Below are 26,213 nucleotides of genomic sequence, written 5' to 3'. Positions count from 1 at the left end.
AGACGAGTGGTATGTACCGCTGCTTCCGCCACCTGCCGATTCGGGTCCAGTGCTGTGGATGTGGGTAGGTCCGGAAGACGATGCGCCTCCCTGTATCGACGGCCAGCCGCCGAAGTGGGAAGGCTGGATGGCTGACGCGCCTGAAGGGCTGCCGGACACGTGCGATGGGTGCGAATGCGGTCCGGCGGCGTGCGAGCTGCCCTCCACGGTCATGGCGAACGCGATGACCTGCCCAGGCGGAAGCACCTCGATCGCGCTCGACGCCGGAGCGGGATGGGATGGGACGTGCGCTGCGCTCCCGTCGACCGTCCAGCCGGACGATTTCGCGTCCGTCGTCTACGAGGCGCCGACGCTCTCGCCGTGCACCCCCTTGGCGACGCCCGAGCCGCCGCCCGTTCCGGCAATGTTCATCCGGGTGTGCGCCGGCAACACGGCGCAGGACCCGCCGGGGTTCATCCCCTGCATGCAGGCCAGCAGCGAGGGGACCTGCAGGCGTGGCCTGACACGACACGAGTTCTTCGAACAGCTCATCGACAACCGCGCCTGCGCTCCGTGCGAGTGTGGTCCCCCAGCGGGCGGCAGGTGCGTCGCCGACATCGGCTTGTATGCGGACAGCGCATGCAGCGACCGCATGGACGCGGGGCTCCCCGTCGGCCTCGGGGAGATGCCCTGCGCGGACGTCACCTCGCCCCTCCCGCTCAGCGCGATCCGCGCCACGCTCGTGGAGGAAGAGCCAGGCGCCTGCTCCCCCAGCGTCGCTGCCGTGCTCGGCACCCTGGAGCGACGCGAGCCGCACGTCGTATGTTCCTATTCCGAGATCTGGTGGGACACCCCGTGAGGCGGATGACGATGTCCATGTCGAGCGCGCGGCACACGCTCCTGGCCGTGCTGTCGCTGCCAGCGATGGCGTGCGTCAACCATCCGGACATCGCGGGGAAGGCGGTCGTCGCGCTCGACGGTGAAACCCTGAGTTACGATACTGGCGATGATGGACGGAGGTTCGTGAAAACAGGGGAGAGGTGGTCGACGGGGTGCTTCCTGAAAGACTCCGCGCCGGAGATGGCCCTGGACCGCGCGCGCGACGACGACCCGCCAATCAGCGGAATTTCATTGGACGTCGAGCGCGAGGATGACGACGGCGAGCCTCTACCGAATGTCACGATGGACATAGGAGAGGATTTCTACGATGGCTTTTGCCACGTCGTGGCGACAGTCGGCAGCGACCCGCACGAGGTGGACTTCTCGACGGGCGATTGCGAGCTGCAGCGGGCCCTCGACGGCCATCCCGCGCTGCTCGTCTCCGCTCTGTTTCACGTCAAGGAGTGCGACGAGTAGGTCACGGCCGGCGCGGCCGGAGCCACGCGCGCCGTGGCCCGCTGAGAGTACCCCTAATACAGGTGGAACTCCGGGTGCCGCACGAGCCCATAACAGACGGCCGCCCACCCCGCCTCCTCCGGCGAGAACCGCGACTTCGGCGCGCCCTTCGCGCGGTGCCGCGCGACCGTGCCCTGGTAGAGCGCGAAGAACTTCGCCTCCCGGTCCGGCGGCGCGAGGCGCGCCGGGTAGCTCAGGAACGTCCGGTGCAGCACGTCGAAGCGCGGGGCGAAGGCCGCCGCGTCGAGGTCCTGCGCTGGCAGGTCGAACGCGAAGATCAGCCGCCGCTCGATCGGGACGCGCTCCTTTGCCTTGAGATCGTGCTCCAGGGCGCGGTCGCAGAGCGCGATCCCGAGCCGCTCGAACGCCGCCAGCATGAGCGCGTTGGTCTGCGTGGCGCGCGGGAGATCCAGGCCGTAATCGGGGAGCCCGAGCGCCGCGAGGTAGTCTCCCCAGGTGTCGAACAGCGCCGCCTTGTCGTCCCCCCGCGCGCGGCGCTCGACCTCGGCGGGCGCGAGGCCGCCGAAGAGCCGGAGATAGGTCCTCAGGTACGCCTCTGCCGGGATGAGCCGCAGATCCTGCTTCGGAGCCCGGCTCTGCGCGACGCGCCCCGTCTCCCGGAGCGGCGCTGCAGGCCGCGGCGCGATCGCCTCCGACGGGCCGCACGCGCCAGCCAGCGCGGCCACCGCGGCCACGCCAGCAAGGACGAAGGCCCCCGTCCGACCGGGCGCCCTCCCCCGGCCCTGCATCACCGCGCCCCCTCGCCGCGCGTCTCGCCGCCCCGCTCCCCCGCCCCGCCCTTCGCCGCCCCGCCTCGCTCCTCCGCCTCGCCCTTCGCCGCCCCGCCCCGCTCCAGCGCAGGCCGCACGTTGCTCGCGCGCGCATACGCCGGCGAGCGGACGATCGCCTCGACCAGCGGCCGCATCCGGTAGCCGCGCGACACGAACCGCTCGCGCAGCGCGCTGAGCAGCGCCTCGTCCTCCTCGCGCAGCGGCCGCCCCAGGAACGACTCGGTGACGCGCTCGACCGCGCACGACGCGAACTCCGGCATGCGCGTGAGATCGGCCGCGGCGCCGGCCGGGCCGCGCTCGGCGTGATCCGCCGAGGCATAGGCGCCCCGCAGCACGCCGCGCTCCCGGCTCGAGAACACGGGGTCGTAGAAGCGCTGGCACGATTGCCCCGTCTTCCCCTCCGCGTTCAGCTTGCACACCGGGTTCTCGATCGGGAACCTCTCGGCGGGCAGATAGGTCCACGTCGTCTCCTCGACCCGCGTGAAATACGCCGCGAGCGGCTCCAGCGTCGCATGACAGCTCGCGCAGCCCGGCCGGATCATGAGGTCGGGCTCCTCCGACGGCGGGAGCTCCGCGTGCTCGGCCGTGAAGCTCTTGCACAGGAACGCGCTGTAGAGCGCCGCCGCCCGCGCGCGCCGCGAGGAATACTTCGTGAGGAACACCGGCGTCGTGAGGATCCCCGCCGCGCGCGGCCCGCGATCCGGGATGAACGTCCAGGTCGAGACGTCGTGCGGCGCGACGACCGGCGGCACCGCGCCCGGCAAGAACAGGGGCGCCTCGTCCTCGCGCATCCCAAACGACGGGTGCAGAGAGCAGCACGCCGCGGGCGCGCTCGACCGATAAAACTGCGCGAGCGGGCCGTTGATGAACGTATAACGACCGGTGAGGATCTCCCGAAAATCGCGATCCGCCGCAAAGACGTGATTCATCGTATGAATCGCCTCCTGCGACCACCAGAACTTGTTCCAGCCGGTGATCGTGTGCGGCGCGGAGCCGATGGGATCCTCGATGCCGAGCGGGATATGGGCGGGCAGCACGAAGCCGCGCGGATCCCTGCCCGCGCTGTCGGCGGGAAGGCAGTGCTCGAGGCCGATCCCGCAGCCGCAGTCGACGCTCATCGCCGGCGCGAGCGCGCTCCGGCACGAGATGGGCTCGCCCCGGTGCGCCTGCGCATAACGATCCTCGCGCACCGGCGGGCGCGCGCGGCCCGGCGGCGGAGCGCCCTTCGGCGACGAAGGGATATCGCTCGCATAGATGTGGCCGACCTCGGCGGTCTGCGCCTCTTCCTTGCAGACCCTGACCTCGACCGTCGGCGTCTTGCCGTCAGGCTCGACAAGGAGCTGCGGCAGCGGGACATAGGCGCTGTCCGGGTCCTTCCACCCGTCACCATAACGCTGCGTCGGGACGACGGAGAGGTAATCCCGGTAAAGCCAGTAGGGGCGCACGAGCGTTGTCCGCTCGTCGAGCAGCCGCTGAGAGATGCGGGCAGGCGTCCCCGTGACGGGCGCGTAGGCCGCGACCCGGAGCCCGCTCTCGGCGTCGGAGAAGCAGAACTCCCCGTCGATCACCGGGTTCAGGCGGCGCTGGCTGACGCGGTAATAGACGTAGAGCGGCTTGCCCTCCGGGCCGAGCACCTCCACCCGGCGGAGCGTCGTCGCGGGCGGCGTGAACAGCCCCGTCGGGCCGAGCTCGAGCCGCAGGACATCCATGTAGATGCGCGTGAGCCGCTCGGCATACCCCGGGCCGTCGAGGTGGCGCTCTATCCAGGCGTCCAGATCGAAGCCCGGCGACTCGAGCTCGGCGAGCTCCTCACGCGTCGGGAGCCGCCCCTCCAGGTCGAGGGAGAGCGCCCGGAAATACCGGTATTGCTCCAGCGTCGGGGCGGCGGCGGACGGCGGCGCGAACGAGGCCGCGGCCGACGCCGCGAGGGGCGCCGCCACGGCCAGCACGCGCAGCGCGCGCCCCCTCATGCGTCGACCTCCTCCGCGGCGGGCGGCGGAGCCTCCTCGCCAGGGACCACCCCGGCCATCAGCATCCCGAGCTCCGTCCGCGATACCGCACCCGCGTCCCGCGTCGCCACGATCTCGCCCCGGTACATGACCGCGATCCTGTCCGACAGCGCCAGGATCTCGTCGAGCTCCGCCGACACGAGCAGCACCGCCGCCCCCGCGTCGCGGGCCGCGACGATCTCGCGGTGGATGTGCTCGATCGACCCGACGTCCACGCCCCGGGTCGGCTGGCTGGCCACGAGCAGCTCCACGGGGCGGCTCATCTCCCGGGCGAGGATCACCTTCTGCTGGTTGCCGCCCGACAGCGCGGAGACGGGCGTCTCCGGGCCGGGCGCGCGGATGTCAAAGGTCTTTATCAACCGCCTCGCGTTCTCCTCGCGGGCGTCGTCGCGGAGCACGCCGCGCACGGCGAACGGGGGCTCGTGGTAGGTGCACAGGACGAGGTTGTCCGCGATCGCGTACGAGAGCACGAGCCCGTGGCGCTGGCGGTCCTCGGGCACGTGCGAGACGCCGCGCTCGATCAGGGCGCGGGGCGGCGCGCCGGTGACGTCGCGGCCACGCAGGAGCACGCGCCCGGCGCGGGGCGGCGAGAGGCCGGTGATCGCCTCGCAGAGCTCGGTCTGGCCGTTGCCCTGCACGCCGGCGATCCCGAGGATCTCGCCCGCGCGCACCGAGAAGCTCACCTCGCGCACCACGTCGCCGCCGGACCCGCGGCGACCCGCGACGCCGAGGCGCTGCACCTCCAGCACGACGTCCTTGGGGCTCGCCGGCGCCTTGCTCACCTGGAGCGCCACGTCGCGGCCCACCATCGTCGCCGCCAGGCCGCGCTCGTCCGTCTCCGCCGGGATCGCTGCGCCCACCACGCGCCCGGCGCGCATGACCGTCACCCGGTCCGCGACCGCGAGCACCTCCCTGAGCTTGTGCGTGATGAACAGGACCGAGACCCCCCGCGCCGTCAGCCCCCGCAGCACGCGGAACAGGTCGTCCGCCTCCTGGGGCGTGAGCACGGCCGTGGGCTCGTCGAGGATCAGGATCTCCGCCTTCCGGTAAAGAGCCTTGAGGATCTCCACCCGCTGCTGCACGCCGACCGGGAGGTCCTCCACCCGGGCGTCGGGATCGACGTCCAGCCCGTGGCGCGCCGAGAGCTCGCGGACCTCGGCGCTCGCGCGCCGGCGGTCGAGCAGGGCGCCGCGCACGGGCTCCGCGCCGAGCACGACGTTCTCGGCGACCGTGAACACAGGGATCAGCATGAAGTGCTGGTGCACCATGCCGATCCCGAGCGCGATCGCGTCGCTCGGCGAGCGCAGCGCGACAGGGCGCCCGCCCCGGAGGAGCGTCCCCTCGTCCGGGCGCAGCAGCCCGTAAAGGATGTTCATCAAGGTCGATTTGCCGGCGCCGTTCTCCCCGAGCAGGGCGTGGATCTCGCCCTCGCGGAGGTCGAGATCGACCCTGTCGTTCGCCAGGACGCCGGAGAACCGCCTGGTGATCCCCCGGGCCTCGAGGACCGCCGTCACCGCCGCCCCTCCCGCTCGTACGGCAGGCCGTCGGCGGCCGGCGACGTGGTCTTGCCGATGACGCCGGTCAGGAGCAGCAGCGTCAGCAGATACGGCACCAGCCCGACGACCGACGATTGCTGCAGGAACGACCACGACGGCGGGATCTGGTCGCGGAAGAGCTGGAGGTTGATCTGGAACGCCTGCGCCGCGCCGAAGACGAGCGCCGCGGCCCACGAGCCGAACGGCGTCCAGTCGCCGAAGATCATCGCCGCGAGGGAGATGAAGCCGCGCCCGTTCGTCATCATCGGCTCGAAGGACGGCACCGACTCCAGCGTGAAATACGCCCCGCCGAGCCCCGCGATCGCGCCGCCGATCACGACGTTCACGTAGCGCACGCGGGCCACGTCGATCCCGACCGTCGCGGCCGCGCGGGGGTGCTCGCCCACGGCCCGCGCGCGCAGGCCCCACCGCGTGCGGAAGAGCACGAGGTGCGTCAGCGCGACCAGCGCGACGGCGGCGACGGCGATCGGCTGCTGCTCGAACACCGGGCCCACGACCGGGATGTCCGCGAGCAGCGGGACGCCGAGGCGCGGAAGGACGCCCGGCGCGTGAGGCACCTGCCCGCCGAACGCGCTTCCCGGCCCGAAGAAGAGCTGGCGGTTGAAAAAGCCGGTGAGCCCCACGGCGAGCAAGTTGATCACCGTCCCCGCGAGGATCTGGTCCACCGAGAAGGTCACCGCAAGCGCGGCGAGCAACAGCCCCAGCGCGGCGCCTGTGGCGACCGCGATCACGACGCCGAGCAGCAGGCTCGGCAGCGGGGGAAAGCCCAGGATCGAGCTCGCGTAGATCGACCCGAACCAGCCCGAGAACGCCGCCGCGAGCATCATGCCCTCGATGCCCAGGTTGACGACCCCGGAGCGCTCGCAGAAGACGCCCGAGAGCGCCCCCAGGGTGAGCGGGGTCGCGACGGCGAGCGTCGTGGCCGCCATGCTGGCCACGATCGTCAGCGGCGGCACCTGCGACGCGCCGACGAGCGCCACGACGAGGACCAGCACGCCCACGACCACCGCGATGAATGCGTAGCGTCGATAAGCCATCTTCGTCCTTCCCTGCTCGCGTTCCCCGCTCTGGTCCCCGGCCGCTCGCTCGAGCCGGCGCGCTAACCGCCCCACCCGCGCGTGAGCACGAGCCGCTCGCTCGAGCCCCGGACGCGGTAGATGCGCCGGACCAGGGCGTCCGCCGCGACGAAGAGCAGGACCAGCGCCTGGATGACGGAGATCACGTCGATCGGCACCTGCGTGAGGTACTGCATCCGGGTCGCCCCGCTGCGCATCACGCTGAACAGCAGGGCCGCGAGCACCGTCCCGCCGGGGTGCGCCTTGCCGAGCAGGGCGATGGCGATCGCGTCGAAGCCGTATCCCTGCGAGAACCCGAGCTCGTGCCGGTGGTGCAGCGCGCTCACCTCGATGGCGCCGGCCAGCCCGGCGAAGGCGCCCGAGAGCGCCATGGTCGCGATCACGGTGCGGCTCACCCGCACGCCGGCGTAGCGCGCGGCGTCCGGGCTCTGCCCGGCCGTGCGGATCTCGAAGCCGAACGTCGTCCGCCGGAGCGCCCACCCGACGAGCGCCGCCGCGAGCAGGGCGAGCGGGAAGCCCCAGTGCAGCCGGTAGCCGTCCACGAGCGCGGGGACCCAGGCGCTCTCGTCGATGAGCGGCGTGCGGGAGAGCACGTTGGACGCCTCGGGGTCCTTCATCGGGCCGTTCAAGAGGAAGCTGACCGCGTTGAGCGCGACGTAGTTGAGCATGATCGTGCTGATCACCTCGTGTCCCCCGGCGCGCGCCTTGATCCAGCCGGGCACCGCGGCCCACAGCCCGCCCGCGAGCGCGCCGAACAGCAGCGTCACGGGGACGTGCAGCGCCGCGGGCAGGCCGCCGCCCACGAGCTGCGGCAGCCAGTGGCCCGCCCAGGCCGCGGAGAGCGCCCCGAGCGCGAGCTGCCCCTCCGCGCCGATGTTGAAGAGGCCGCCCTTGAGCGCCAGCGAGACCGACAGGCCAGCCAGGATGTACGGCGTCGCCCAGACGAGCGTCTCGCTCACCGCCCGCGGCGACCCGAGCGCGCCCTCGAGCATGCCGGCGTAGGCCTCGAGCGGGTTGCCCCCGGCCACGGCGATGAGGACGCCGCCCAGGACCATCGCGGTGAACACCGAGAGGGCCGGAAGGAGCAGCGGCTCGAAGCGCCGGATCAGCTTCTCTCGCATCCTCGGGAGCCCAGGGCGGTCACGGCCCCTTGGCCGGCGGCACCGCTGTCTTGAGCGTCCCGTCGAGGAGCCCTTTCCGGAGCTCCTCCATCTTCGCCTTCACGTCGGCCGGGACCTTGGCGTCGAGATCGTGATACGGCGCATACCCCGACTTGCCCTGGAAGTTCCCCGACGGCAGCTTCCCCTCCTTGGCCGACTTGATGAGCTCGAAGGCGCCGTCGGAGATGAGCTTGACGGCGCTGGAGAGGAGGACCTTCTGGGCCTCGGGCACCGTGAAGTACTGGTCGGTGTCGACGCCGATGGCATAAACGCCCTTCGTGGCCGCGCCGAGCAGCGCGCCGTTGCCCGTCTTGCCGCCGCCGCCGAAGACGATATCGACCCCCTTGTCGATCATCGAGACGGCGGTCGTCTTCCCCCACTCGGGATCGGTAAACGTCTTATCGAAGCCGACGTCGTTGTGATAGACGACGCTGAGCTCGATGTCGGGCTTGACGTGGCGCGCCCCGGCGCGGAAGCCCTCACCGAAGCGGAAGACGGGCGGGACGGCGTCGGTGGCGAGCACGGCGCCGATCTTCCCCGTCTTGGTCATCATCGCGGCCAGCGCGCCGACGAGGAAGCCGCCGTGGTCCTCGGGGAAGACGAGGCCCACGACGTTCGGCTTGGTCGCCATCTGGAACTGGTCGATGCCGATGAACTTGACGTCCTTGAACTGATCCGCCGCGCCGCGCGTCGCCTCGGTGAGCCCGAATCCCGACGTGACGACCACGTCGTAGCGCTCCTCGGCGAACGTCGCGATGTTCTTGGGGTAGTCCTTCGGATCCGTCGTCTCGATGTACTGCGTCGTGGCGCCGAGCTCCTTCTGCGCCCGCTGGATCGCCTCCCAGGCCGACTGGTTGAACGACTTGTCGTCGATCTTGCCCATGTCGGTGACGAGGCCCACGCAGAACACCTCGGGGCTCGCGCAGTCGGCCTTCTTGCTGCTGCTGTTGCACCCCGGGAGCGCGCTGGCGAGGGCCAGCAGGACCGCGATCGCGACGCGCCGCTTCTTCAACATGCCGGATCTCCTTGGAAGGCCCGCATTGGACACCGGGCCGCGCACCAAGGCAACCACCGTATCGCAGCGGCGCACCTTTGCTCACACGAGCGGTCTCATCTGCTGGGCGGGAGCACGGTCGACTGCGCGGGAGCACGGCGCGCCGTCCCTCGAGTTCGCGATCGGGGAAGCAACATTTTTTCCTCGAGCGTTGTCACAGTCGATCGGCAGCGCCCGATGAGCGACGGGGCGCGCCGGCGCAGCCTTCCCGAGGAGGTCCTTCCATGAATGGTCCCGCCGTTCGATTCACGCTTTTTTGTGCTCTCATCGCGTCCGCCCTCGTCCCTTCGGCGGACGCGTCGGCCTGCGGTGGAGTCGAGATCATGCCCGCGATCGACCACCGCGTGATGGGGATCGCCCAGGCCGAGCAAGCGCTTCACGACGGCCGGTTCACCGCGGCGGCGGGGAGCGTGATCCGGATGTTCCCCGAGATCCGGCGGATCTCTTATGACAAGGACCCGCTGATCAACAGGGCCTTCCGCGTCCTCGCGGTGGCCACGGCGCGCGCGGACGGGGCGCTCCAGGTCGGCCCGCAGCTGCCGCGCGAGCTGCTCGAGACGTGGGGCGGGGCGTCGGCCGAGGAGCGCAAGGGGAACATCGACTGGTCGATCCGCGCGCTGCGCCGGCTGAACGAGCAGCGGAAGAACGATCCGGCGCTCCAGACCGACCTGGGCGAGGCGCTCGCCAGGGCGCCCGAGCACCGCGGCGAGGCGCTCAAGGTGCTCGGCGATCTGGCCGAGAAGGACCTCCTGACGAGCCCCGAGGCGTACGCGGCGCTGGCGCGGCTGCGCGCGCTCTCGGGGGACAACGCGGGGCACGACGCCGCGGCCACCCGGTGCGAGACGATGGCGCAGAACAAGGCGCTCTGCCGGACGACCGGCGCGGTCGGTGCGGTCGGCCAACAGAGCTGACGCCGATGCGCGCACGTCCGCTGCTCGCCCTGCTCGCGGCGCTCGCCTCGGGCGCCGCGGGGTGTACCTCCGAGGACGCGCGAGGGTCCGCGCTGGCCGCGCCGCCACCCGCCAGCGACGGCGGCGCCGGGGCGAACGCTCCGGCCGCCGCCGCGGCGCTGGCCGGCGATCCGGCGCGCGGGGAGCGGCTCGTCGCGGAGTTCCAGTGCAACCGCTGCCACGACGGGACGGGGCACGCGCCCGCGGCGCGCGACGCCCACTGCGTCCAGTGCCACCAGGACATCGCGGCGGGGCGGTTCCAGGCGCCGGCCGCGGCGATGAAGCGGTGGAACGAGAACCTCGTGCAGCTGCGCGACGTGCCGTCGCTCGCCGCCGCCGGCGACAGGCTGCGCCGCGACTGGATCCGCGGGTTCTTGCTGTCGCCGCACGACGTGCGCCCGCGCCTGCACGCGACGATGCCGCGGCTCGCGATCGGGCCCGAGCAGGCGAGCGATATCGCGGCCTACCTCACGCGCGAGCGGCGCGAACGTCCGACTGCGCCGCTGGAGGGCGCGAGCGCGGCCCGGGGGCGCGAGCTCTACGAGGCCAAGGGGTGCGGGACGTGCCACGCCTTCTCCGGAACGACCGGGCTGACGGCGGTCGCGCCCGTGAAGGGGATGGAGAAGGAGACGCGCGCCGCGATCGCCCTGGCGCCGGATCTGAGGCACGCGCGCGACCGGATGGAGCCCGCCGATCTCGCCGCGTGGGTGCTCGACCCCGCGGCGATCAAGCCGGGAACGCCGATGCCCCAGGTGCCGATGTCGCCCACCGAGGCGCGGGACCTCGCGGCCTTCATCACGACCGCGGAGCTCTCGCCGCGGGCGCCGGCGAGCACGCCCGAGCGGCTGCCGCTGCTGTCGCGGCGGGTGACCTACGCCGAGGTCGATCGCCGGGTGTTCCGCGTCACGTGCAGGCACTGCCACTCCGAGCCGGATTACGCGCTCGGCGACGGCGGGCCCGGGAACACGGGCGGCTTCGGGTTCAAGCCGCGCGGGCTGAACCTCGCCACGTACGAGGGGATCGCCGCGGGCTACGTCGACGATCAGGGCGAGCGGCGGAGCGTGTTCTCGCGCGGGCCGGACGGCGCCCCGCGCCTCGTCGCCGCGCTGCTGGCGCGGCAGGCGGAGGAGGCGGGCCGCGCGGCCCCGGCGGTGCGCGGCATGCCGCTCGGGCTGCCCGCGGTCGGGCCGGAGGAGATCCAGCTCGTCGAGAGCTGGATCGCGCAGGGGCGGCCGCAATAGCGAACGAGCGGGAGGGGGCGATCGCCAGGGTCGGTCCAGCGTTGTCGTGGTGCCTCCCTTGCTTCCACGGCGACACCGAGGAGGTGGCCAATGCCTCGGTGGTCTCAACGCGCTCAGCACGCGGGCTCGCCTCCGAGCGGCGGGGGCAACGGTCTTCCGGGGAAGATGTCCATAGGAAGGCGTCTTTCCTTGCTCGTGTTGAGTCAGCTGATCCTGGCCGCCCTGGGCGTCACGATGTCCATTGTCGCGCTCAAGCGGCTGGCCACCGAGACAGCCTACCTGCGTCACTACGTCTTCCAGCCGTTCGTCGTCATCAGCAGCGGCATCGAGTCATCGAACGCTCTCTATCCCCTGCTCGCTCGCCCGCCGTCGGACGTCTCGATGGAGGTCCGAGAGCCGATGGTGCGGCTCCGCTCCTTCATCGATCGGTACCAGCGAGAGTGGTTGACGGCGACCTCGACCCTACCGGAGGCCATTCACCTCCGCGCTGCGCTCGCTCGGGCCGGTGAGCTCGTGCTCCTGGAGGAAGAGCGCGAGGCGGCGGACACCATCGCCGCTGTCGTGATGCACCTCGAGCGCACGACCGGGCTCATGGGTCCAACGCCCGCGCCGCACGTGCGGCGCGCCGACGTGGAGCACCTCAGCGACGCCCTCGTCAAGCTGCACAAGATCAACCTGCGCTACATGGAGGTCGCTTACGACACGTTCGACCGAGTCCGGCGGCGCATCCTCCTCGTCTTCATGGCCGTCGGCCTCGGGGGCGTCACGGCGGCGTCGCTCTTCGGCCTCGCGGTGCGCCGCGCGATCGCGCCGCGCATCCACCGGATGGTGACCGCCGTCCAGCGCTTTCGCGAGCGCGGCGTGTACGAGCCGCTCGGGGACCGGGGGGACGACGAGCTCGCCGTGCTCGCCCACACGCTGAACACGAGCTTCAAGGCCATCGCCGAGCGCGACAAGGATCGCGACAGGTTCCTCGCCGTCGCCGCGCACGAGCTGAAGACGCCGCTCACCACCATGAAGGGGTTCTCGCAGGTCGCGCTCACCCACCGGAACGACACGGCCATCCGCGAGCGCGCCCTCGCGATCATCGATCGCCAGGCGACGCGCCTCGGCCGCCTGGTCCAGGATCTCCTGTGGTCGGCGCGCATCTCCGGAGGCGAGCTCCCCTTCAAGCCCGAGGCGATCGACGTCGAGGAGCTCGCCCGCCGCGTGATCGGAGAGTTCGAGCTCGTGGCCAAAGATCACAGCATCCGCCTGGTGCCCAGGGGAGACGCGCACCTCCTTGGCGATCCAGAGCTCGTCGAGCAGGCGCTCTGGAGCCTGCTCGTCCAGGCCGTGTCCATCGCGCTCGAGCGCGATCCGGTGCTCGTCACGATCGACGCCGGCTCCGCAACGCGCGTGCTCATCACGATCGAGGTGCGGGGCGGGAAGGATCTCCCGGAGGACCTCGAGAAGCTGCTGGAGCCCTTCGCCGTCGTCGCGTTCGAGGGGCGGCGTGACGAGCCGCGCAGCACGGGCATCGGCCTCCACCTCGTCCAGGGGATCGCCCGGCTCCACGGCGCGAGGTTCTGGATCGAGCGGAGGGCCGGTGACCTCATGGTCTTTTCGCTGGAACTGAGGCGCTAGCTAGCAGAGGGAACATGCTGCGAAACCGCGTGCTGGTCATCGACGATGACCCCGATTTCCGGGAGCTCGTCGCCCTCAGCCTGACCGGGTGGGGGCTCCATTGCCTCCAGGTCGCCGACTGCGCCGGGGCGCTCCCGCTCCTCGAGCGCGAGCGCGACGGGCTGCGGGCGGTGCTGTGCGACTACTTCATGCCAGGGCTCTCTCCCAGCGTCTGCGCGAAGGCGATCCTCGCGCGGGTCGATCCGGCGGTGCGCGTGGTGCTCGTGAGCGCGGCGGTGGACGTCTCGGCGCTGGCCGCGGAGCTCGGGCTCGCGCGGTTCCTCCCCAAACCCTTCGATCTCGACCAGCTCCACGACGCGGTGCTCGGCCCGCGCGAGCCCTCGGCGTGAGCGGCACGGCCGGTCGCAGCGGGGCGCGGCTGGATCGCAGCGGGGCGCGGCTGGATCGCAGCGGGGCGCACCCGGACGCGGCGCGCTCCGTGGTAGCCTCCCGGCCCTCGCCGCGCGCGGGCGGACCGCGCGCCGTGCGGCGCTCGGAGGTCTGCGTCATGACAGGACAGCTTCTGGAAGAGGGATTTACCAACCCTGGAATCGATCCGCGGCTCACGTGGCGCAACCCGCCGGCGCGCTGGGCGGTGGCGCCGGAGCGGAGCGTGCTCGTCGTCGAGCCCGCCGCGAAGACGGACTACTGGCAGCGGACGCACTACGGCTTTCGCAACGACAACGGGCCTTTCCTCTTCACCCGCGCCGGCGGCGACTTCGTGATGACCTGCCATGTGCGGTTCCGGCCGGCGCACCAGTACGATCAGGCAGGGCTCATGGTGCGGATCGCGGAGTCGTGCTGGCTGAAGACGTCGGTCGAGTTCGAGCCGGACGGCCCGAGCCGGCTCGGCGCGGTGGTGACGAACGCGGGCTACAGCGACTGGTCGACCCAGCCGTTTCCCTCGGATCGCCGCGAGATCTGGCTGCGCGTCCGGCGGGAGGGGCCGGATTACCTCGTCGACAGCTCGGGCGACGGCGCGGCGTGGACGCAGATCCGCATGGCCCACCTTCACGAGGACGACGGCGCGCGCGAGGTGGAGTGCGGCCTTTACGCTTGCAGCCCGCTGGGCGAGGGCTTCGTGGCGGAGTTCGATCTGCTGCGGATCGCGCCCGGGCGCGCGGGTTAGAGCGGCGGTCACCCGCACAGGAGACGGGTCCAGATCGGCGTTTTCGGCGCGGAAGCGCACTCCGGTGCGCTGAGCACCGAAAACGTCGAGATGGGCCCGTATCCGAAGCGGGTGACCGCCGCTCTAGCGGTCGAGCGCCTCGAGGTGCGGAGAGAGCACCTCGGTGATCCAGCTCATCACCGCGCGCACGCGGCGCGGCACGCTCCTGCCGTGCGTGTGGAGGAGCGAGACCGGCATCGGCGCGCAGGTGAGGGAGGGTAAAACCTCGACGAGCTCCCCCGCGGTGATGCCGGCGAACTTGCCTACCCGCGGCGCCTGGATGATGCCGAGGCCCGCCAGGCACGCCGCGAGATAGGCGTCCGCGCTGTTGACCGTCACCACGCTGCGCATCGGCCACTCGCGGTAACCGCCGTCGTGGGGGTACTCGAACGACGGCGCCTCGGCGCCGAGCGTCGACGAGTAATGCACGAGGAGGTGCCGTTCGAGATCCTCGAGGCGACGAGGCGTACCATACTCGCGCAGATAGGACGGGCTCGCGAGGTTCACCATCCGCAGGACGCCGAGCCTGCGGCCGACGAGCCCGTCGCCCCCCGGGGCGCCGATGCGCAGGACGCAGTCGAAGCCCTCGCGGAGCGGCTCGACGCGCCGATCGGTCGTGCTGAGGAGCACCTCGAGCTCGGGGTGGCGCGCGAGCAGGTCGGGCAAGCGCGGGATGATGACGTCGCGCGCGAAGTTCACCGGCAGATCGATCCGCACCCGCCCGCGCAGGCCCCGCGCGGCCTGGAACATCGCGCCGAGCTCGTCGGCCTCGAGCGCGAGGCGCCGCGCCCGCGGAAGGAGCTCCTCTCCGTCCGGCGTGAGGCGCACGACGCGCGTCGACCGCTGGAGGAGCCGGGTGCCGAGCTCGGCCTCCAGGGCCTTCAGCCGCAGCGACACGCGCGCCTTGGGCATGCCGAGGTGCTCGCCAGCGCGCGTGAAGCTGCCAAGCTCCGCCACCTTCACGAAGATCTTCAGCGATCCGACGTCGACGGTCATTGTTTCGATTGACGAAACAGTCTGTCGGAGCCTCGGGCCTTCCGCAACCGGGATCGGATCGCTATTCACACTCACAGACGGCGGCGAGCAGCCGCCACGGACAGCGGCGAGCAGCCGCGTCGCCATCGAAAGGACCCGACCATGAGCACATCCAAGCGTAGCCCCGTCGCCCTCATCACCGGCGGAAGCCGCGGGCTGGGAAAGAGCATGGCGCTCCACCTCGCGGATCGCGGCGTGGACGTCATCATCACCTACCGCGGCGGCGCGGCCGAGGCGGCAGATGTGGTGAAGCAGATCGAGGCCAAGGGGAGCAAGGCGGCGGCCATCGCGCTCGATCTGGGGAGCACCCGCGGGTTCGACGCGTTCGCCTCCGCGGTGAAGGCCGAGCTCGCCGGTCGCTTCGGGCGCGATCGCTTCGATTACCTGGTGAACAACGCCGGCATGGGCGGCCACGCGAGCTTCGCCGAGACGACCGAAGAGCAGTTCGACGCCCTCATGAACGTCCACTTGAAGGGGACGTTCTTCCTCATACAGAAGCTCCTTCCGCTCATCGCGGACGGCGGGCGGATCCTCAACGTCTCGTCGGGGCTCACGCGGTTCAGCTTCCCCGGCTACTCCGCCTACGCCGCGATGAAGGGCGGGGTGGAGGTGCTGACCCGCTACCTGGCAAAGGAGCTCGGGCCGCGGAAGATCGCGGTGAACACGCTGGCGCCCGGCGCGATCGAGACCGACTTCGGGGGCGGCGTCGTGCGCGACAACGCCGAGCTGAACAAGATGATCGCCGCCCAGACCGCCCTCGGCCGGGTCGGCCTCCCGGATGACATCGGCGGCGCGGTCGCGGCGCTCCTCTCGCCCGAGGGCCAGTGGATCAACGGCCAGCGCATCGAGGCGTCAGGCGGGATGAATCTCTGAGGCGCTCCGAGCCCGCGGCAGGCGCGTGGTCGTCGGGCCAGCGCCTGCAGCGGGAGCAGCGAGCACATCGAACATTCCGACACAGAACGGCACAAGCCATCGAGCGTGAGGGCGGCTTTTGCGGAGGAGCTCGACTGGCACGTTTGGTGCTGGATGAGAGCGCATCGCAAGGAGGCGAGCGCTCATGCGCAGAGAATTGCAGTTGCTCACCGTTCGAATCCTCGGGGCCGGCATGCTCGCCGGCCTGTCGCTGACGCTCGGGTGCCAGGGAGATACCAGCGTGCCAGCTGGCACGGGAGGGGCCGGCGGCGCCGGGGGTGAAGGCGGCGCCGGCGGTCGAGGCGGCGCCGGCGGTCAGGGCGGCGCCGACGGTCAAGGCGGCGCCGGCGGCGGACCGGTGACGTGTGATTCGCAGCGGGGCGACCACGGTGACGCCTGTCCCGCGGACGCGCCTTGCGCGATCACGCTCGACGTGGAGGTGACGTGCACCGACTTCGACTTTGCAGCGGGCGGGGTGCGGGCCGTGCCGGCGACGGGCGCGACGTACCTCGTGACGAGCAGCAACGCCCCGACGCGGCTGTTCGAGCTCGACGGCGATGGGGCGACGCAACGCGACTTCGACGTGCAGAGCAATAGCGTGAGCGTGGCGCTCTCGCCGGACGGAAAGGCATATGCCGCGGTGGACGAGACGCAAGGCAGCGGTGACGGTTATCCCGGCGGTGTCGTGTTCCTGCCGCTCGCAGACGGCGCGGCCGAGAAGCAGATGGTGTTCGATCGCGACGACAAATACGTGCCGGTCCTCGATGTCGCGGTGGACTCCCAGGGTGAGCCGCACATCTGGATCCTCACGGACGCGCCGGAGAGCATCGCGCACGCGACGCGCACCTCCGGCGGCGCCTGGGACGTCGCGCCGGCGAGCCGGCCGGTCGACAGCGGCTGGACCCGCTTCGCCCTCGCGCCCGACGACGCGCCGCTGGCGTTTGGCATGGTCCAGGCGCGCTCCGATAGCTGGCAGCTCGAGGTGCTCGACGGCACCACGGAGCGCAGCATCGGCGCTCCGGTCTCCGCGAGCTCGCCGCTCCGTTACGAACCCGTCCCGCCGCCGCAGCCCCCTGGTCAAGCGACGATTCCGCGCTTCGCGGCGGTCGTGCAGCACCCCGACGGGCTGCGGCTGGAGAGCGCCGGCGAGGACGACGGCGTCGACGAGGTGGCGATCCCCGGCACAGCGACGCCGACGTACAGCTGCCAGCGCGGCTTCGGCGACCCCGCGTCGGAGGGCTGCCCGGCCGAATGCCACGAGGTGACCTCCGGCCTCGAATGGTCGGCCTTCTCGGCCGCGCGCACGAGCGACGGCGACGTGTGGATCGCATTCCTGATAAGCCACATCGACTGGACGATCGCCTACGAGGTGCAGAACGTCGATCTGCCGACGTGCGTCGGCAACATCGCGGCGGACGCGAGCCGCGGCGAGCTGCGCCTCGTGCGCGTGCCTGCCGCCGGAGGGGCGCCCGAAATCGCTGTGACGCTGCCGCTCCCCGCGATCGCAGGCGAGAGCCATTTCAGCGATGTGTACCAGCGCCACCCGCTCGTCGATGTCTCCGCGTTCGGCACGGAGCTCACCGTAGCCATGCGCACGCAGGCGTCACGCGTGGGGCCCTTCACGGCCCGCGTGCTGCGCGTCGACACCTCGCTCCTCACGCCTGCCGCGCCGGGCGACTGAGACGCGCGCTGCGCTTCTACGCCTCGGTCGCCGCCCCGGCCGCGCAGCCGCCGGGTCGGACCCGGGCGCGCTACGGCTGGCGGAGCCGGCGCGAGGACAGGAGCTCGAGCCCCCCCGTGCGCTCGGCGACGCGCTGGAGCGACGCGAGCAGCGCGCCGGCCTGCTCCTCGCCGAGCAGCGCGCGGAGCCGCCTGTTCACCGCGGCGCGCGCGGCGCGCCCCGCCTCGACCGCCGCCCACCCGCGGTCGGTGAGCTCCACGAGGCGGTTGCGCTGGTCGTCCTCGGCGACGCGCCGGCGCACGTAGCCGAGCTCCTCCAGCTCCGCCACCGCCTTCGAGGCGCCCTGCGCCGTGATGCCGAGCCGCTCCGCGAGCTCCCTCACCTTCACCGGCCCCGGGATGAGGTGCTGGAACACGTAGCCATGGCTCGGCCGGAGATCGCCGTGGCCGGCCCGCTCCACGCGGCGCATCACCTCGTCGCTGTTCGCGGCGGCGATGGCGGCGAAGAGCAGCACGAGGTCCTCGTCCGGGCGCGCAGGCTTCACGGCCGGAGCGTGTAACCCGCAACCGAGGTTGCGCAAATGACGTTGACGGCCGCGGGCGGCGGTCCTATCCATCAACCAAGGTTGCGCAACATGGGTTGCGTATCATCGGGGTCGGGCTCGAAGGGCCGGGCGGCTCGCCCGCGCGCGCCCGGGCCCGTGCTGCCCCGAGGAAGGGACGAAGGGACGAGCGATGCACCTCGCGATCCATGGCACGTGCGACCCGGCGTTTGCGCCCGTGCGCGCGGCGTTCGCCTCGAATTTCGAGCGGTTCCCCGAGCTCGGGGCCGCCGTGTGCGTCGCCGTGCGCGGCCGCGTGGTCGTCGACCTCTGGGCCGGCTTCCGGGACGCGGCGAGGACCGCGCCCTGGCGCGGCGACACGATCGTGAACGTCTTCTCGGCGACGAAGGGCGCCGTGGCGCTGTGCGCCCACGCGCTCGCAGAGAAGCGCGCGCTCGACGTGGATGCGCCGGTCGCCGCCGCCTGGCCGGAGTTCGGCGCGGCCGGCAAGGGGCGCGTCCTCGTGGCCCAGCTGCTCGATCACAGCGCCGGCCTGCCGGCGCTCCGCGCCGAGCCGAAGGAGGGCGCGCTCTACGACTGGCAGGCCATGACCGCCGCCCTCGCCGCGGAGGAGCCGTTCTGGGAGCCGGGCGCCCGGCACGGCTACCACGCCGTGACGTTCGGCTTCCTCGTGGGCGAGGTGATCCGGCGCGCGAGCGGCCGGCGCGTGGGCGCGTTCCTCCGGGAGGCCGTCGCGGGCCCGCTCGGCCTGGACCTCCACATCGGCACCGGCGCCGAGCACGACGGGCGGATCGCCGAGGTGCCGCCGACCATCGCGAGCCCGACAGGCCTGGGCGGCGCGTTCGGCGCGAGCTTCCGCGACCCGGCGTCGCTCACCTCGATGGCCTTCACCAGGCCGCGCGACCTCGTGTCGCCGGGGCTCGTCAACACCGTCCGCGCCCGGCGCGCGGAGATCCCGGCGCTGAACGGCCACGCGAACGCGCGCGCGCTCGCGCGGATGTACGGCGCGCTCGCGAACGGCGGGGCCCTCGCCGGCGCCGCGCGCGTGCTGTCGCCGGAGGCGATCGAGGCCGCGCTGGCGGAGCGGTCGGCCGGGCTCGACGCCGTCCTCCTCGCGGAGAGCCGGTTCTCGCTCGGGTTCATGCTGCCGAGCGCGCTGCGCCCCTTCGGGCGCGGCCCGCGGACCTTCGGCCACCCCGGCGCGGGCGGGGCGCTCGGCTTCGCCGACCCCGACGCGGGGCTCGGGTTCGGCTACACACCGAACCAGACCATCGCGAGCGGCGAGGGCGGCGACCCGCGGTGGCCGGCGCTGATCGAGGCCGTGTACTCGTGTCTATGAGCGCTGGGTCCGCGCGGCCGGGGTGCGTGCGTGGTCTTTTGAGAGGACGACCCGTGAACACATACAAGGTATCTAGGAGAGGACGAAACCAGGACTACGGGTCAGGAGTCCTGCCGTGCGGCTCAGGACGACTTCTTGTTACGCACGAGCTGGCGCTCGTTGCCCTGCTCGGCACTCGACGTGCTGCGACGGACACCTGTACTCACAGGCCTGCTCGCCCTCTTCATGGGCAGAGATCAACCGCTTTGCCTTGGCGTTCACCGCCTCCGCGTGCTCGGAGCGAACCCCCGAACCACAGCCGAGCGGGCTCCCACCGGCCATCAGGCGATGCGCGCCGCGCGGCGCCTCGCGCCGGCACGGCGGCGGCCCCTCGCCGTCAGCTCGTGAAGGGCGGCCGCAAGGGACGAGTACGTGGACAGATCGCCGAGCTCCACGTCCACGAGGCTCCTGGCGAGCTCGGGGCGCACGCCGACCAGGACGACGCGCGCCCCGAGCAGGGCGACCGCGCGGCTCGTCTGGCCCAGCGCGTGGGCGACCTGGACGTCCACCGCCGGCACGCCGGTGATGTCGAGCAGCACGAAGCGCGCCTCGTGCCGGTCCACGCCCTCGACGACGGCCGTCAGCACCTGGAGGGCGCGGTCGCGGTCGATGGCGCCGATCAGCGGCACGAGCAGCACGCCGGGCAGGAGCGGGATGAGCGGGCAGCCGAGCTCGCGCACCGTGTCCGAGAGCGCTCGCTCGCTCGCGTAGGCGGTCTGCAGCTCCGCGTTCTTGGCCGAGAGCGACTGGACGAGCTCGTTGCGCTCGAGGGCCGCGGCGAGCAGCGACGCCCAGACCCCGAGCGTGCCCTCGTCGCCGGTCAGCTCGCGGAGGGTCGACCCCATGAGCGCCAGGACCCCCCAGTCGCGCCGGGCGGTGCGGATCGGCAGGAGGATCATCATGAGCGCGCCGCTCGCGACCGAGGGCGGCAGCAGATCCGCAGGCGGGAACGCCTCCTGCCGATAGCGGCTGCCGATCGGGGGCGTCGCGTCGCCGTCGCGGCTGTAGGCGCCGGCGACGACGAGCGTGGACGCGTCCTCCCGGAGCGCAAGGCACGCCCAGCCCGCTTTGGTCTTTGCAAGCCATGAGAGCGAGAGGGATTCTTCCTGGGAGCCGCTGAACAGCGCGAGGCCCACGTCGTGATTCGACCTCACGAGCATCCCGAGCTGCGCCACGAACTCGGCCTCGACGCTGAGCCGAGCCCGAGCGATCGAGAGGTGCGCGCTGTCCAGGAACGCCTCGACCCGCTGCGCGGACGCCGCATCTCCGCCCAGCCGCTCGCGGCGCCGCTCGTGGGCCCGGCGGAGCACGCGGACGATCGCCATCAAGGTGCCCATATCGGACGAGATGCCGACGGCCTCCTGGTAGGCGCGCTCCAGCGCCTTCGCCGGAGGGAGCGCGGCGCCCTGGATCGCCGCTTCATACGCCTCGAGCACCAGGCCGACCCCCGGCCATACGGCGGCAGCCGACGTCTCCGGCGCGAGGCGCTGGGGCGCGAGGAGCAGCTCGACCATCCGTCGGTCCAGGTCGCCGCCGGCGCCCTCCGCCGGCGCCGCGTCCTCGTCGAGGTAGCTCTGGAGCACGTCGCATCCGCACGAGATCCGCTGGATCAAGGTGTTCGGCGTGAGCACGAGATCGGGCGGGGCGGCCTCGCCGGCGACCATCGAGACGACGAGATCACACGCGGCGCTCCCCAGCATCTCGAACCGCTGGCGCACGGTGGTCAGCGGCGGGTCGGCCGTTTGCGCCTCCGGCACATCGTCGAAGCCGACGATCGCCATGTCTTCGGGGATACGGACGCCCGCCGCCTTCAGCAACGGCATCATCCCGAGCGCGTTCTTGTCCGTCCCGAAGATCGCCGCCGTGCACGCGTGCCGCCGCGCGATGAGCTGCGGGGCGGCCTTCTCGCCGCCGGGATACCAGTTGTCGTCGGTCCGGATGACCAGCTCTGGATCGAACGGTATCCCCGCCTCGTCGAGCGTCCCTCGGTAGGCGTCGAAGCGCTCGCGTACATCGGACTCATGGAAGCAGCCGACGAACGCGATGCGCCGGTGACCGTGGCCGATCAGGTGGCGCACCGCGCTCCGGATCCCGCTGTGGTTGTCCGGGATCACCGACGGGCAGTCGCCCTTGTGGACATGGGTGCCGACGACGACGCGCGGGACCCGCTCGCCAGCGAGCTGCTCGATGCCGTCCACCCCGATCACGACGATCCATCCATCCACCTGCTCTCTGGCGAGCGAAGGGGCCTTTAGCGAGGCGGGCGTGCCGCGCATCACCAGCGTCCGACAACCGTGCTGCTGCGCTGCCTCGTGGATGCCCGTCAGGACCGGGTTCCAGAAGGAGCCGTCCAGATAGGGGGTGATGACGCCGACGGTCATCACACGTGGTGTTTCATCGACGCCTGTTCCGCCGAGGGGCGGCTCCGCGAGGCGATTCGCGACGCGCGTCGAGCCGCCGGCGTCTCCTCCCGTGGCTCGCTGTCCGGCAGCGCCATCTCCCTGGACCGAGCCGTCAGATCCGCCGCCCCGCTGCCCCGGCGACTCGACTTCACTGCCCCGGCTACCCTGAACCATCACCTCGCTCTCCCTGCTCCCCCGTCCCACGGCTGCGCGCGCTAGCGCCGAGGATAGCAGGTCGCGTCGCGACGGCGTCAGCCGCCGTCCTCGCCCGGCTCGCCGCTGGCCCCCGGCGAGCGACACCGCATCACCATGCGGATCTCGTTGCCCTTCTCGTTGTGCCGCACCTCGTCCATGAACGTGCGGATCAGCATCAGGCCGCGGCCGCTCGGCTTGTCCAGGTTGGCGAGGTCGGTCGGATCCGGCAGGTTGCGTGGGTCGAAGCCGGGCCCCTCGTCGCGCACCACGTACGTCGCCTCGGTGCGCGTCTCCCGCGCCACGACGACCACGCGCCGATCCCGGAAGGGGCTCTCCGTCCGGCGTCGCTCGACGAGCGCGGAGAAGGCGCTCGGCTGCTCGTCGAGCAGCTTCGAGCTGACCTCGAGGTTGCCGTGCACGATGGCGTTCACGAGCGCCTCGCGCAGCGCCACCGCGACCTGGATCCGGCCCGTCTCGTCGCACAGCCGCATCCGGCCGAGGCTCTGCTCGACGTGGCCCACCAGCGCGGGGACCTTCGCCACGTCGTTGTCGAGCTCGAAGTGGGACTCGGTCGCCGTCAGGCACGAGAGGAGCTGCTGCTCCCGCCGATCGAGCCGCGCCACCGCGAGGACGTTCTCGACCGTGTTCACGAGCTCCGCCGCGAGGCTCCGCTTCGCGACGTAGCTCGCGGCGCCGCGCCGCAGCGCCTGCACCGCGATCTCCTCGCTGCCGTGCGCCGTCATCAGGATCACCGGGAGGTACGGGTGCTCGCGGCGGATCGCCTCGACCAGCTCCAGGCCGTCCATCTCCGGCATCTGGAGATCGGTCAGCACGATCTCGGGCATCGACCTGGCGATCGTCTCGAGCGCCTCGACGCCGTTCTCGGCGTACACGGGCTCCATCCCGGCGCGCTTCTTGAGCAAGCTCCCGGAGAGGCGCCGATCCATCGGGGAGTCGTCCACCACGAGCACCCTCACCATCGCGTCACCTCGCTATCAGAGCGCCGCTCGCCCTGCACCGGCGGCGCCGGGTCCGCCGGCGCGCCCTCGCGCACGAACGCGGCGAGCTCGGGCAGCAGGCGCTCGATCTGCGCCCGCAGCGCGAACTGCGCCTCGGCCAGGCTGCCGAGCTCGTTCGCGCGCGCCATCTTCTCCAGCGCGAAGGAGGCCTCGAACGCGCCCCGCGCGCCGAAGCTGTCGACCCCGCCCTTCAGGCTGTGCGCGGCCCGCTGGAGCTTGCGGGCGTCGCCGGCGGCCACCGCGTCGTCGATGTCGCCCATCCAGCGCGGGCACTCCTCCAGGAAGACCTCGGCGAGCTCGCGCAGGAGGTCGGCGTCGCCGCCCGTCCGCTCCAGCGCCTTGGTGCGATCGAACATCGGCCGGGCCGCGATCGAGGAGGGCGAGGGCTGCAGCCGCTCCTCCGCCCGGGTGCTCGGCGGCCCGCTGTCGAACGTCGACGAGGGCACCGACGCGTACGAGCTCGGGGCGCCGAGCGACATGCGCGCCGGGTCCTCGATCTCCAGGGCGGCGGGCCCGGCGGCGAACCGGTCGAGCATGTCGTAGAGCTCCTCGACCTGCACCGGCTTCGACACGTAGCCGTCGAAGCCGGCCCGGAGGCAGCGCTCGCGATCGCCCTTCATCGCGTAGGCGGTCACGACGATGAGCGGCATGTGCCCGCCCACGCGCCGCTCGCGGGCGCGGACGACCCGCGCGACCTGGAGGCCGTCCATCTCGGGCATCTCCACGTCGAGCAGGGCCACGTCGTACTGCCCGCCCGCGATCTTCTCGACGGCGAGGCGGCCGTTCTCGACGATGTGCACGTGGTGGCCCTGCCGCTCGAGCCAGCGGCGCATCAGCTTCTGGTTGATCGCGTTGTCCTCGGCGACGAGCACGCGCAGGCCGCGCGCGCGCATCCCGGACGCGGCGCGGCGCGGGTCGGCCGACCGGAGCGAGGTCCGCGTCGGGATGCCGAAGGCGTGGAACACGGCCTCCTGGAGGTGGGACGTCTTCACGGGCTTCGTGACCATGCCGAAGACGCCGAGATCGCGGCAGCGCGCGACGTCCGCCTGCGCGGACGTCGAGCTGAGCAGCATGAGGACGCGCCCCTTCAAGATCTCGCGCTTCCGGCAGTGCTCGACCACGGCGAAGCCGTCGACCTTCGGCATGCGGGCGTCGACGATGGCGAGGCCGAACGAGCTGCTCGGCCCCACCGCGTTGCCCCCCGGCTTGCCCCAGGGCAGCGCCCACACGCCCGAGTCCTCCGAGAGCGCGGCGATCGCCGCCGCCCCCGAGTCGACGGGGACCGCCTTCATCCCCCAGCCCTCGATGGTGTCCGCGAGGATGCGCCGCGCGGTCGCGTTGTCGTCCGCGATGAGGACCTTCGTGCCGAGGAGGTCCTTCGGGATCTCCAGGCGGCGCGACCGGGCGGCGCCCTCGAGCGCCCGGAGCTGGAGGGTGAAGTGGAACGTGCTGCCCTTGCCGACCTCGCTCTCGATCCAGATCTTGCCGCCCATCATGTCGACGAGGCGGGCGCAGATCGTGAGGCCGAGCCCCGTGCCGCCGTACTTGCGGGTGGTCGAGCCGTCCGCCTGGGCGAACGCGTCGAAGACGAGCCGCTGCTTGTCCGGGGCGATCCCGATGCCCGTGTCGATCACGCTCACGCGGAGCACCACGGCGTCGCCGAGCGCCTCGCCCGCGTAGAGGCTCGGCGTGCCCTGGCTGTCCGCGCTGGCCTCCTCCTCCGGCGTGAGGGGGGCGCGCGAGTCGACCTCGGCGCGGACGACGACCTCGCCGGCGTCGGTGAACTTCACCGCGTTGCTCACGAGGTTCACGAGGACCTGGCGCAGGCGCAGCGGATCGCCGACGAGCGCCTCGGGCACGTCGGGGCCGACGTCGTAGGCGAGCTCGAGCCGCTTCTCGTGGGCGCGGAGCGCGAGCGTCTTCACGGCGTCGCCGATGATCTCGCTCGGGTCGAAGACGACGGGCTCCATCTCGAGCTTGCCGGCCTCGATCTTCGAGAAATCGAGGACGTCGTTGATGATGGAGAGCAGCGCGTCGGCCGAGATCTTGACCATCTCGAGGTACTCGCGCTGCTCCTGGGTGAGCTCGGTCTGGAGCGCGAGCGACGTCATGCCGATGATGCCGTTCATCGGGGTGCGGATCTCGTGGCTCACGCTGGCGAGGAACTCGCTCTTCGCGCGGCTCGCCGCCTCGGCGGCCTCCTTGGCCTGCTGGAGCTCCTCCTCGACCGCCTGGCGCTGCATGAGCAGGGCGCGCAGGCTCGCGGAGTGCTCGCGCTCGTTCTCGAGCGAGGCCTCGCCCATGGCGTCCGCGCGGCGCTTGGCGATGCTCGCCATCACCGCCATGGCGGGGGTGGTGACGGCGTAGACGACGACCCGGAGGAGCTTGTCGTCCTCGTACGACAACAGGACGCCATCCTTGGAGAAGTAGAGCGCGAAGTACACGCACGAGATGAGCGCGGTGACGATGCCGCTCCAGAGGCCGCCGCTGAACGCCGCGAAGACGATGATCATCGAGAGGATCGCGGGCGGGTTCGGGACGGTCCAGTCGAGCGCGGCCTCGAGCGTGGCGACCGCGCCGATGACGAGCAGCGCGAGCACGGGGCCGAGCAGCGGGAGCACGAACTTCTCCCACGAGGGCCGGCTGAGGCGCCGCTGCAGCGCGGAGGGGAGCGGCAGGAACGTGCCGCGGCCGTCGGCGTCGCCGCCCAGCGATGGGCGGGGCTCGCCGCCCAGCGACGGGCGGGGGTCCGCGTGAGCGGTCCCCGGCGCGGCGACTGGCGGGGGATCCTCGGCCTTCGGCATGGCTTCATGGAGATAGCGGGGTCGCGATCGGGCGTCCACGGCCGCGAGGGTCGGGTCCCATGGACGGGCGACGCCGGGGCACAGCGGGCAAGTAGGAGGGACGCCGCTCGACCCCGAGCACCACGAGGCCGAGCAGCGCGGGTCGCGTCGCCGGCGGACCCGGCGCTGACGGCCCGCGCCG

21 protein-coding genes are annotated in these 26,213 nt (G+C 72.0%); 10 read left to right on the top strand and 11 right to left on the bottom strand.

What is annotated here, in order from left to right:
* The first annotated feature begins 127 nt into the window (after positions 1-127).
* A complete protein-coding gene (locus POL72_RS41000; protein ID WP_272102296.1) occupies positions 128-838 on the top strand; it encodes a hypothetical protein in 711 nt (236 codons plus the stop codon).
* 47 nt (positions 839-885) lie between these two features.
* Positions 886-1,335 carry a hypothetical protein gene (locus POL72_RS40995; RefSeq protein WP_272102295.1) on the top strand — a complete coding sequence of 150 codons (450 nt, stop codon included), beginning with the start codon at positions 886-888 and terminating at the stop codon, positions 1,333-1,335.
* Positions 1,336-1,388: 53 nt separating this feature from the next.
* Here POL72_RS40995 and POL72_RS40990 read toward each other — a convergent pair whose 3' ends face one another.
* The 6 genes from POL72_RS40990 to POL72_RS40965 form a co-directional block, all read right to left on the bottom strand.
* Complete coding sequence (locus POL72_RS40990) at positions 1,389-2,123, bottom strand: hypothetical protein (RefSeq protein ID WP_272102916.1); 735 nt, start codon at positions 2,121-2,123, stop codon at positions 1,389-1,391.
* Positions 2,123-4,135 (bottom strand): DUF1585 domain-containing protein, encoded by a 2,013-nt coding sequence (locus POL72_RS40985; protein WP_272102294.1) that lies wholly within the window; start codon positions 4,133-4,135, stop codon positions 2,123-2,125. Before POL72_RS40985 ends, POL72_RS40990 begins: the two co-directional genes overlap by 1 nt.
* Positions 4,132-5,688: an ABC transporter ATP-binding protein gene (locus POL72_RS40980; protein ID WP_272102293.1), complete on the bottom strand. Its 1,557-nt coding sequence runs from the start codon at positions 5,686-5,688 to the stop codon at positions 4,132-4,134. The genes POL72_RS40985 and POL72_RS40980 overlap by 4 nt, the downstream gene beginning before the upstream one ends.
* Positions 5,685-6,767, bottom strand: a complete 1,083-nt coding sequence (locus POL72_RS40975; protein WP_272102292.1) for an ABC transporter permease — start codon at positions 6,765-6,767, stop codon at positions 5,685-5,687. The genes POL72_RS40980 and POL72_RS40975 overlap by 4 nt, the downstream gene beginning before the upstream one ends.
* Before the next feature lie 62 nt (positions 6,768-6,829).
* Entirely contained in the window at positions 6,830-7,927 is a 1,098-nt protein-coding gene (locus tag POL72_RS40970; RefSeq protein ID WP_272102291.1) for an ABC transporter permease, read from the bottom strand.
* A 19-nt stretch (positions 7,928-7,946) separates the two neighbouring features.
* On the bottom strand, positions 7,947-8,981 hold the full coding sequence (locus tag POL72_RS40965) for a BMP family lipoprotein (protein ID WP_272102290.1): 1,035 nt from the start codon (positions 8,979-8,981) through the stop codon (positions 7,947-7,949).
* A 362-nt stretch (positions 8,982-9,343) separates the two neighbouring features.
* On the opposite strand from POL72_RS40965, the gene POL72_RS40960 reads away from it, so the two are divergent.
* From POL72_RS40960 to POL72_RS40940, 5 genes are all read left to right on the top strand, one after another.
* Positions 9,344-9,931, top strand: a complete 588-nt coding sequence (locus POL72_RS40960) for a hypothetical protein (protein ID WP_272102289.1) — start codon at positions 9,344-9,346, stop codon at positions 9,929-9,931.
* 5 nt (positions 9,932-9,936) lie between these two features.
* On the top strand, positions 9,937-11,211 hold the full coding sequence (locus POL72_RS40955; protein ID WP_272102288.1) for a c-type cytochrome: 1,275 nt from the start codon (positions 9,937-9,939) through the stop codon (positions 11,209-11,211).
* Between the two features lie 195 nt (positions 11,212-11,406).
* Positions 11,407-12,837: a sensor histidine kinase gene (locus tag POL72_RS40950; RefSeq protein WP_272102915.1), complete on the top strand. Its 1,431-nt coding sequence runs from the start codon at positions 11,407-11,409 to the stop codon at positions 12,835-12,837.
* A 14-nt stretch (positions 12,838-12,851) separates the two neighbouring features.
* Positions 12,852-13,226, top strand: coding sequence for a response regulator (locus tag POL72_RS40945; protein WP_272102287.1), 375 nt, complete (start codon positions 12,852-12,854; stop codon positions 13,224-13,226).
* 158 nt (positions 13,227-13,384) lie between these two features.
* Positions 13,385-14,005: a DUF1349 domain-containing protein gene (locus tag POL72_RS40940; protein WP_272102286.1), complete on the top strand. Its 621-nt coding sequence runs from the start codon at positions 13,385-13,387 to the stop codon at positions 14,003-14,005.
* Between the two features lie 123 nt (positions 14,006-14,128).
* Here the strand turns inward: POL72_RS40940 and POL72_RS40935 are convergent, their stop codons facing one another.
* On the bottom strand, positions 14,129-15,040 hold the full coding sequence (locus tag POL72_RS40935; RefSeq protein WP_272102285.1) for a LysR family transcriptional regulator: 912 nt from the start codon (positions 15,038-15,040) through the stop codon (positions 14,129-14,131).
* A gap of 141 nt (positions 15,041-15,181) precedes the next feature.
* On the opposite strand from POL72_RS40935, the gene POL72_RS40930 reads away from it, so the two are divergent.
* Positions 15,182-15,952: an SDR family NAD(P)-dependent oxidoreductase gene (locus tag POL72_RS40930; RefSeq protein ID WP_272102284.1), complete on the top strand. Its 771-nt coding sequence runs from the start codon at positions 15,182-15,184 to the stop codon at positions 15,950-15,952.
* A gap of 184 nt (positions 15,953-16,136) precedes the next feature.
* Positions 16,137-17,672, top strand: coding sequence for a hypothetical protein (locus POL72_RS40925; protein WP_272102283.1), 1,536 nt, complete (start codon positions 16,137-16,139; stop codon positions 17,670-17,672).
* A gap of 70 nt (positions 17,673-17,742) precedes the next feature.
* Here the strand turns inward: POL72_RS40925 and POL72_RS40920 are convergent, their stop codons facing one another.
* The gene (locus POL72_RS40920; protein WP_272102282.1) at positions 17,743-18,216 is read right to left on the bottom strand and encodes a MarR family winged helix-turn-helix transcriptional regulator; all 474 of its coding nucleotides are present in this window, start codon (positions 18,214-18,216) and stop codon (positions 17,743-17,745) included.
* A gap of 190 nt (positions 18,217-18,406) precedes the next feature.
* On the opposite strand from POL72_RS40920, the gene POL72_RS40915 reads away from it, so the two are divergent.
* Positions 18,407-19,573, top strand: a complete 1,167-nt coding sequence (locus POL72_RS40915) for a serine hydrolase domain-containing protein (protein WP_272102281.1) — start codon at positions 18,407-18,409, stop codon at positions 19,571-19,573.
* 320 nt (positions 19,574-19,893) lie between these two features.
* Here POL72_RS40915 and POL72_RS40910 read toward each other — a convergent pair whose 3' ends face one another.
* From POL72_RS40910 to POL72_RS40900, 3 genes are all read right to left on the bottom strand, one after another.
* Complete coding sequence (locus POL72_RS40910) at positions 19,894-22,188, bottom strand: substrate-binding domain-containing protein (protein WP_373372295.1); 2,295 nt, start codon at positions 22,186-22,188, stop codon at positions 19,894-19,896.
* Between the two features lie 77 nt (positions 22,189-22,265).
* Entirely contained in the window at positions 22,266-23,189 is a 924-nt protein-coding gene (locus POL72_RS40905) for an ATP-binding response regulator (protein WP_272102279.1), read from the bottom strand.
* Positions 23,183-26,032, bottom strand: a complete 2,850-nt coding sequence (locus tag POL72_RS40900) for a hybrid sensor histidine kinase/response regulator (protein WP_272102278.1) — start codon at positions 26,030-26,032, stop codon at positions 23,183-23,185. The genes POL72_RS40905 and POL72_RS40900 overlap by 7 nt, the downstream gene beginning before the upstream one ends.
* Positions 26,033-26,213: the final 181 nt, after the last annotated feature.

Origin of the sequence: Sorangium aterium, assembly GCF_028368935.1 — a bacterium.
Classification (GTDB): Bacteria; Myxococcota_A; Polyangia; order Polyangiales; family Polyangiaceae; genus Sorangium; species Sorangium atrum.
The sequence above is the reverse complement of the archived record's forward strand: the minus strand, read 5'-3'. Positions and strand labels throughout refer to the sequence as shown.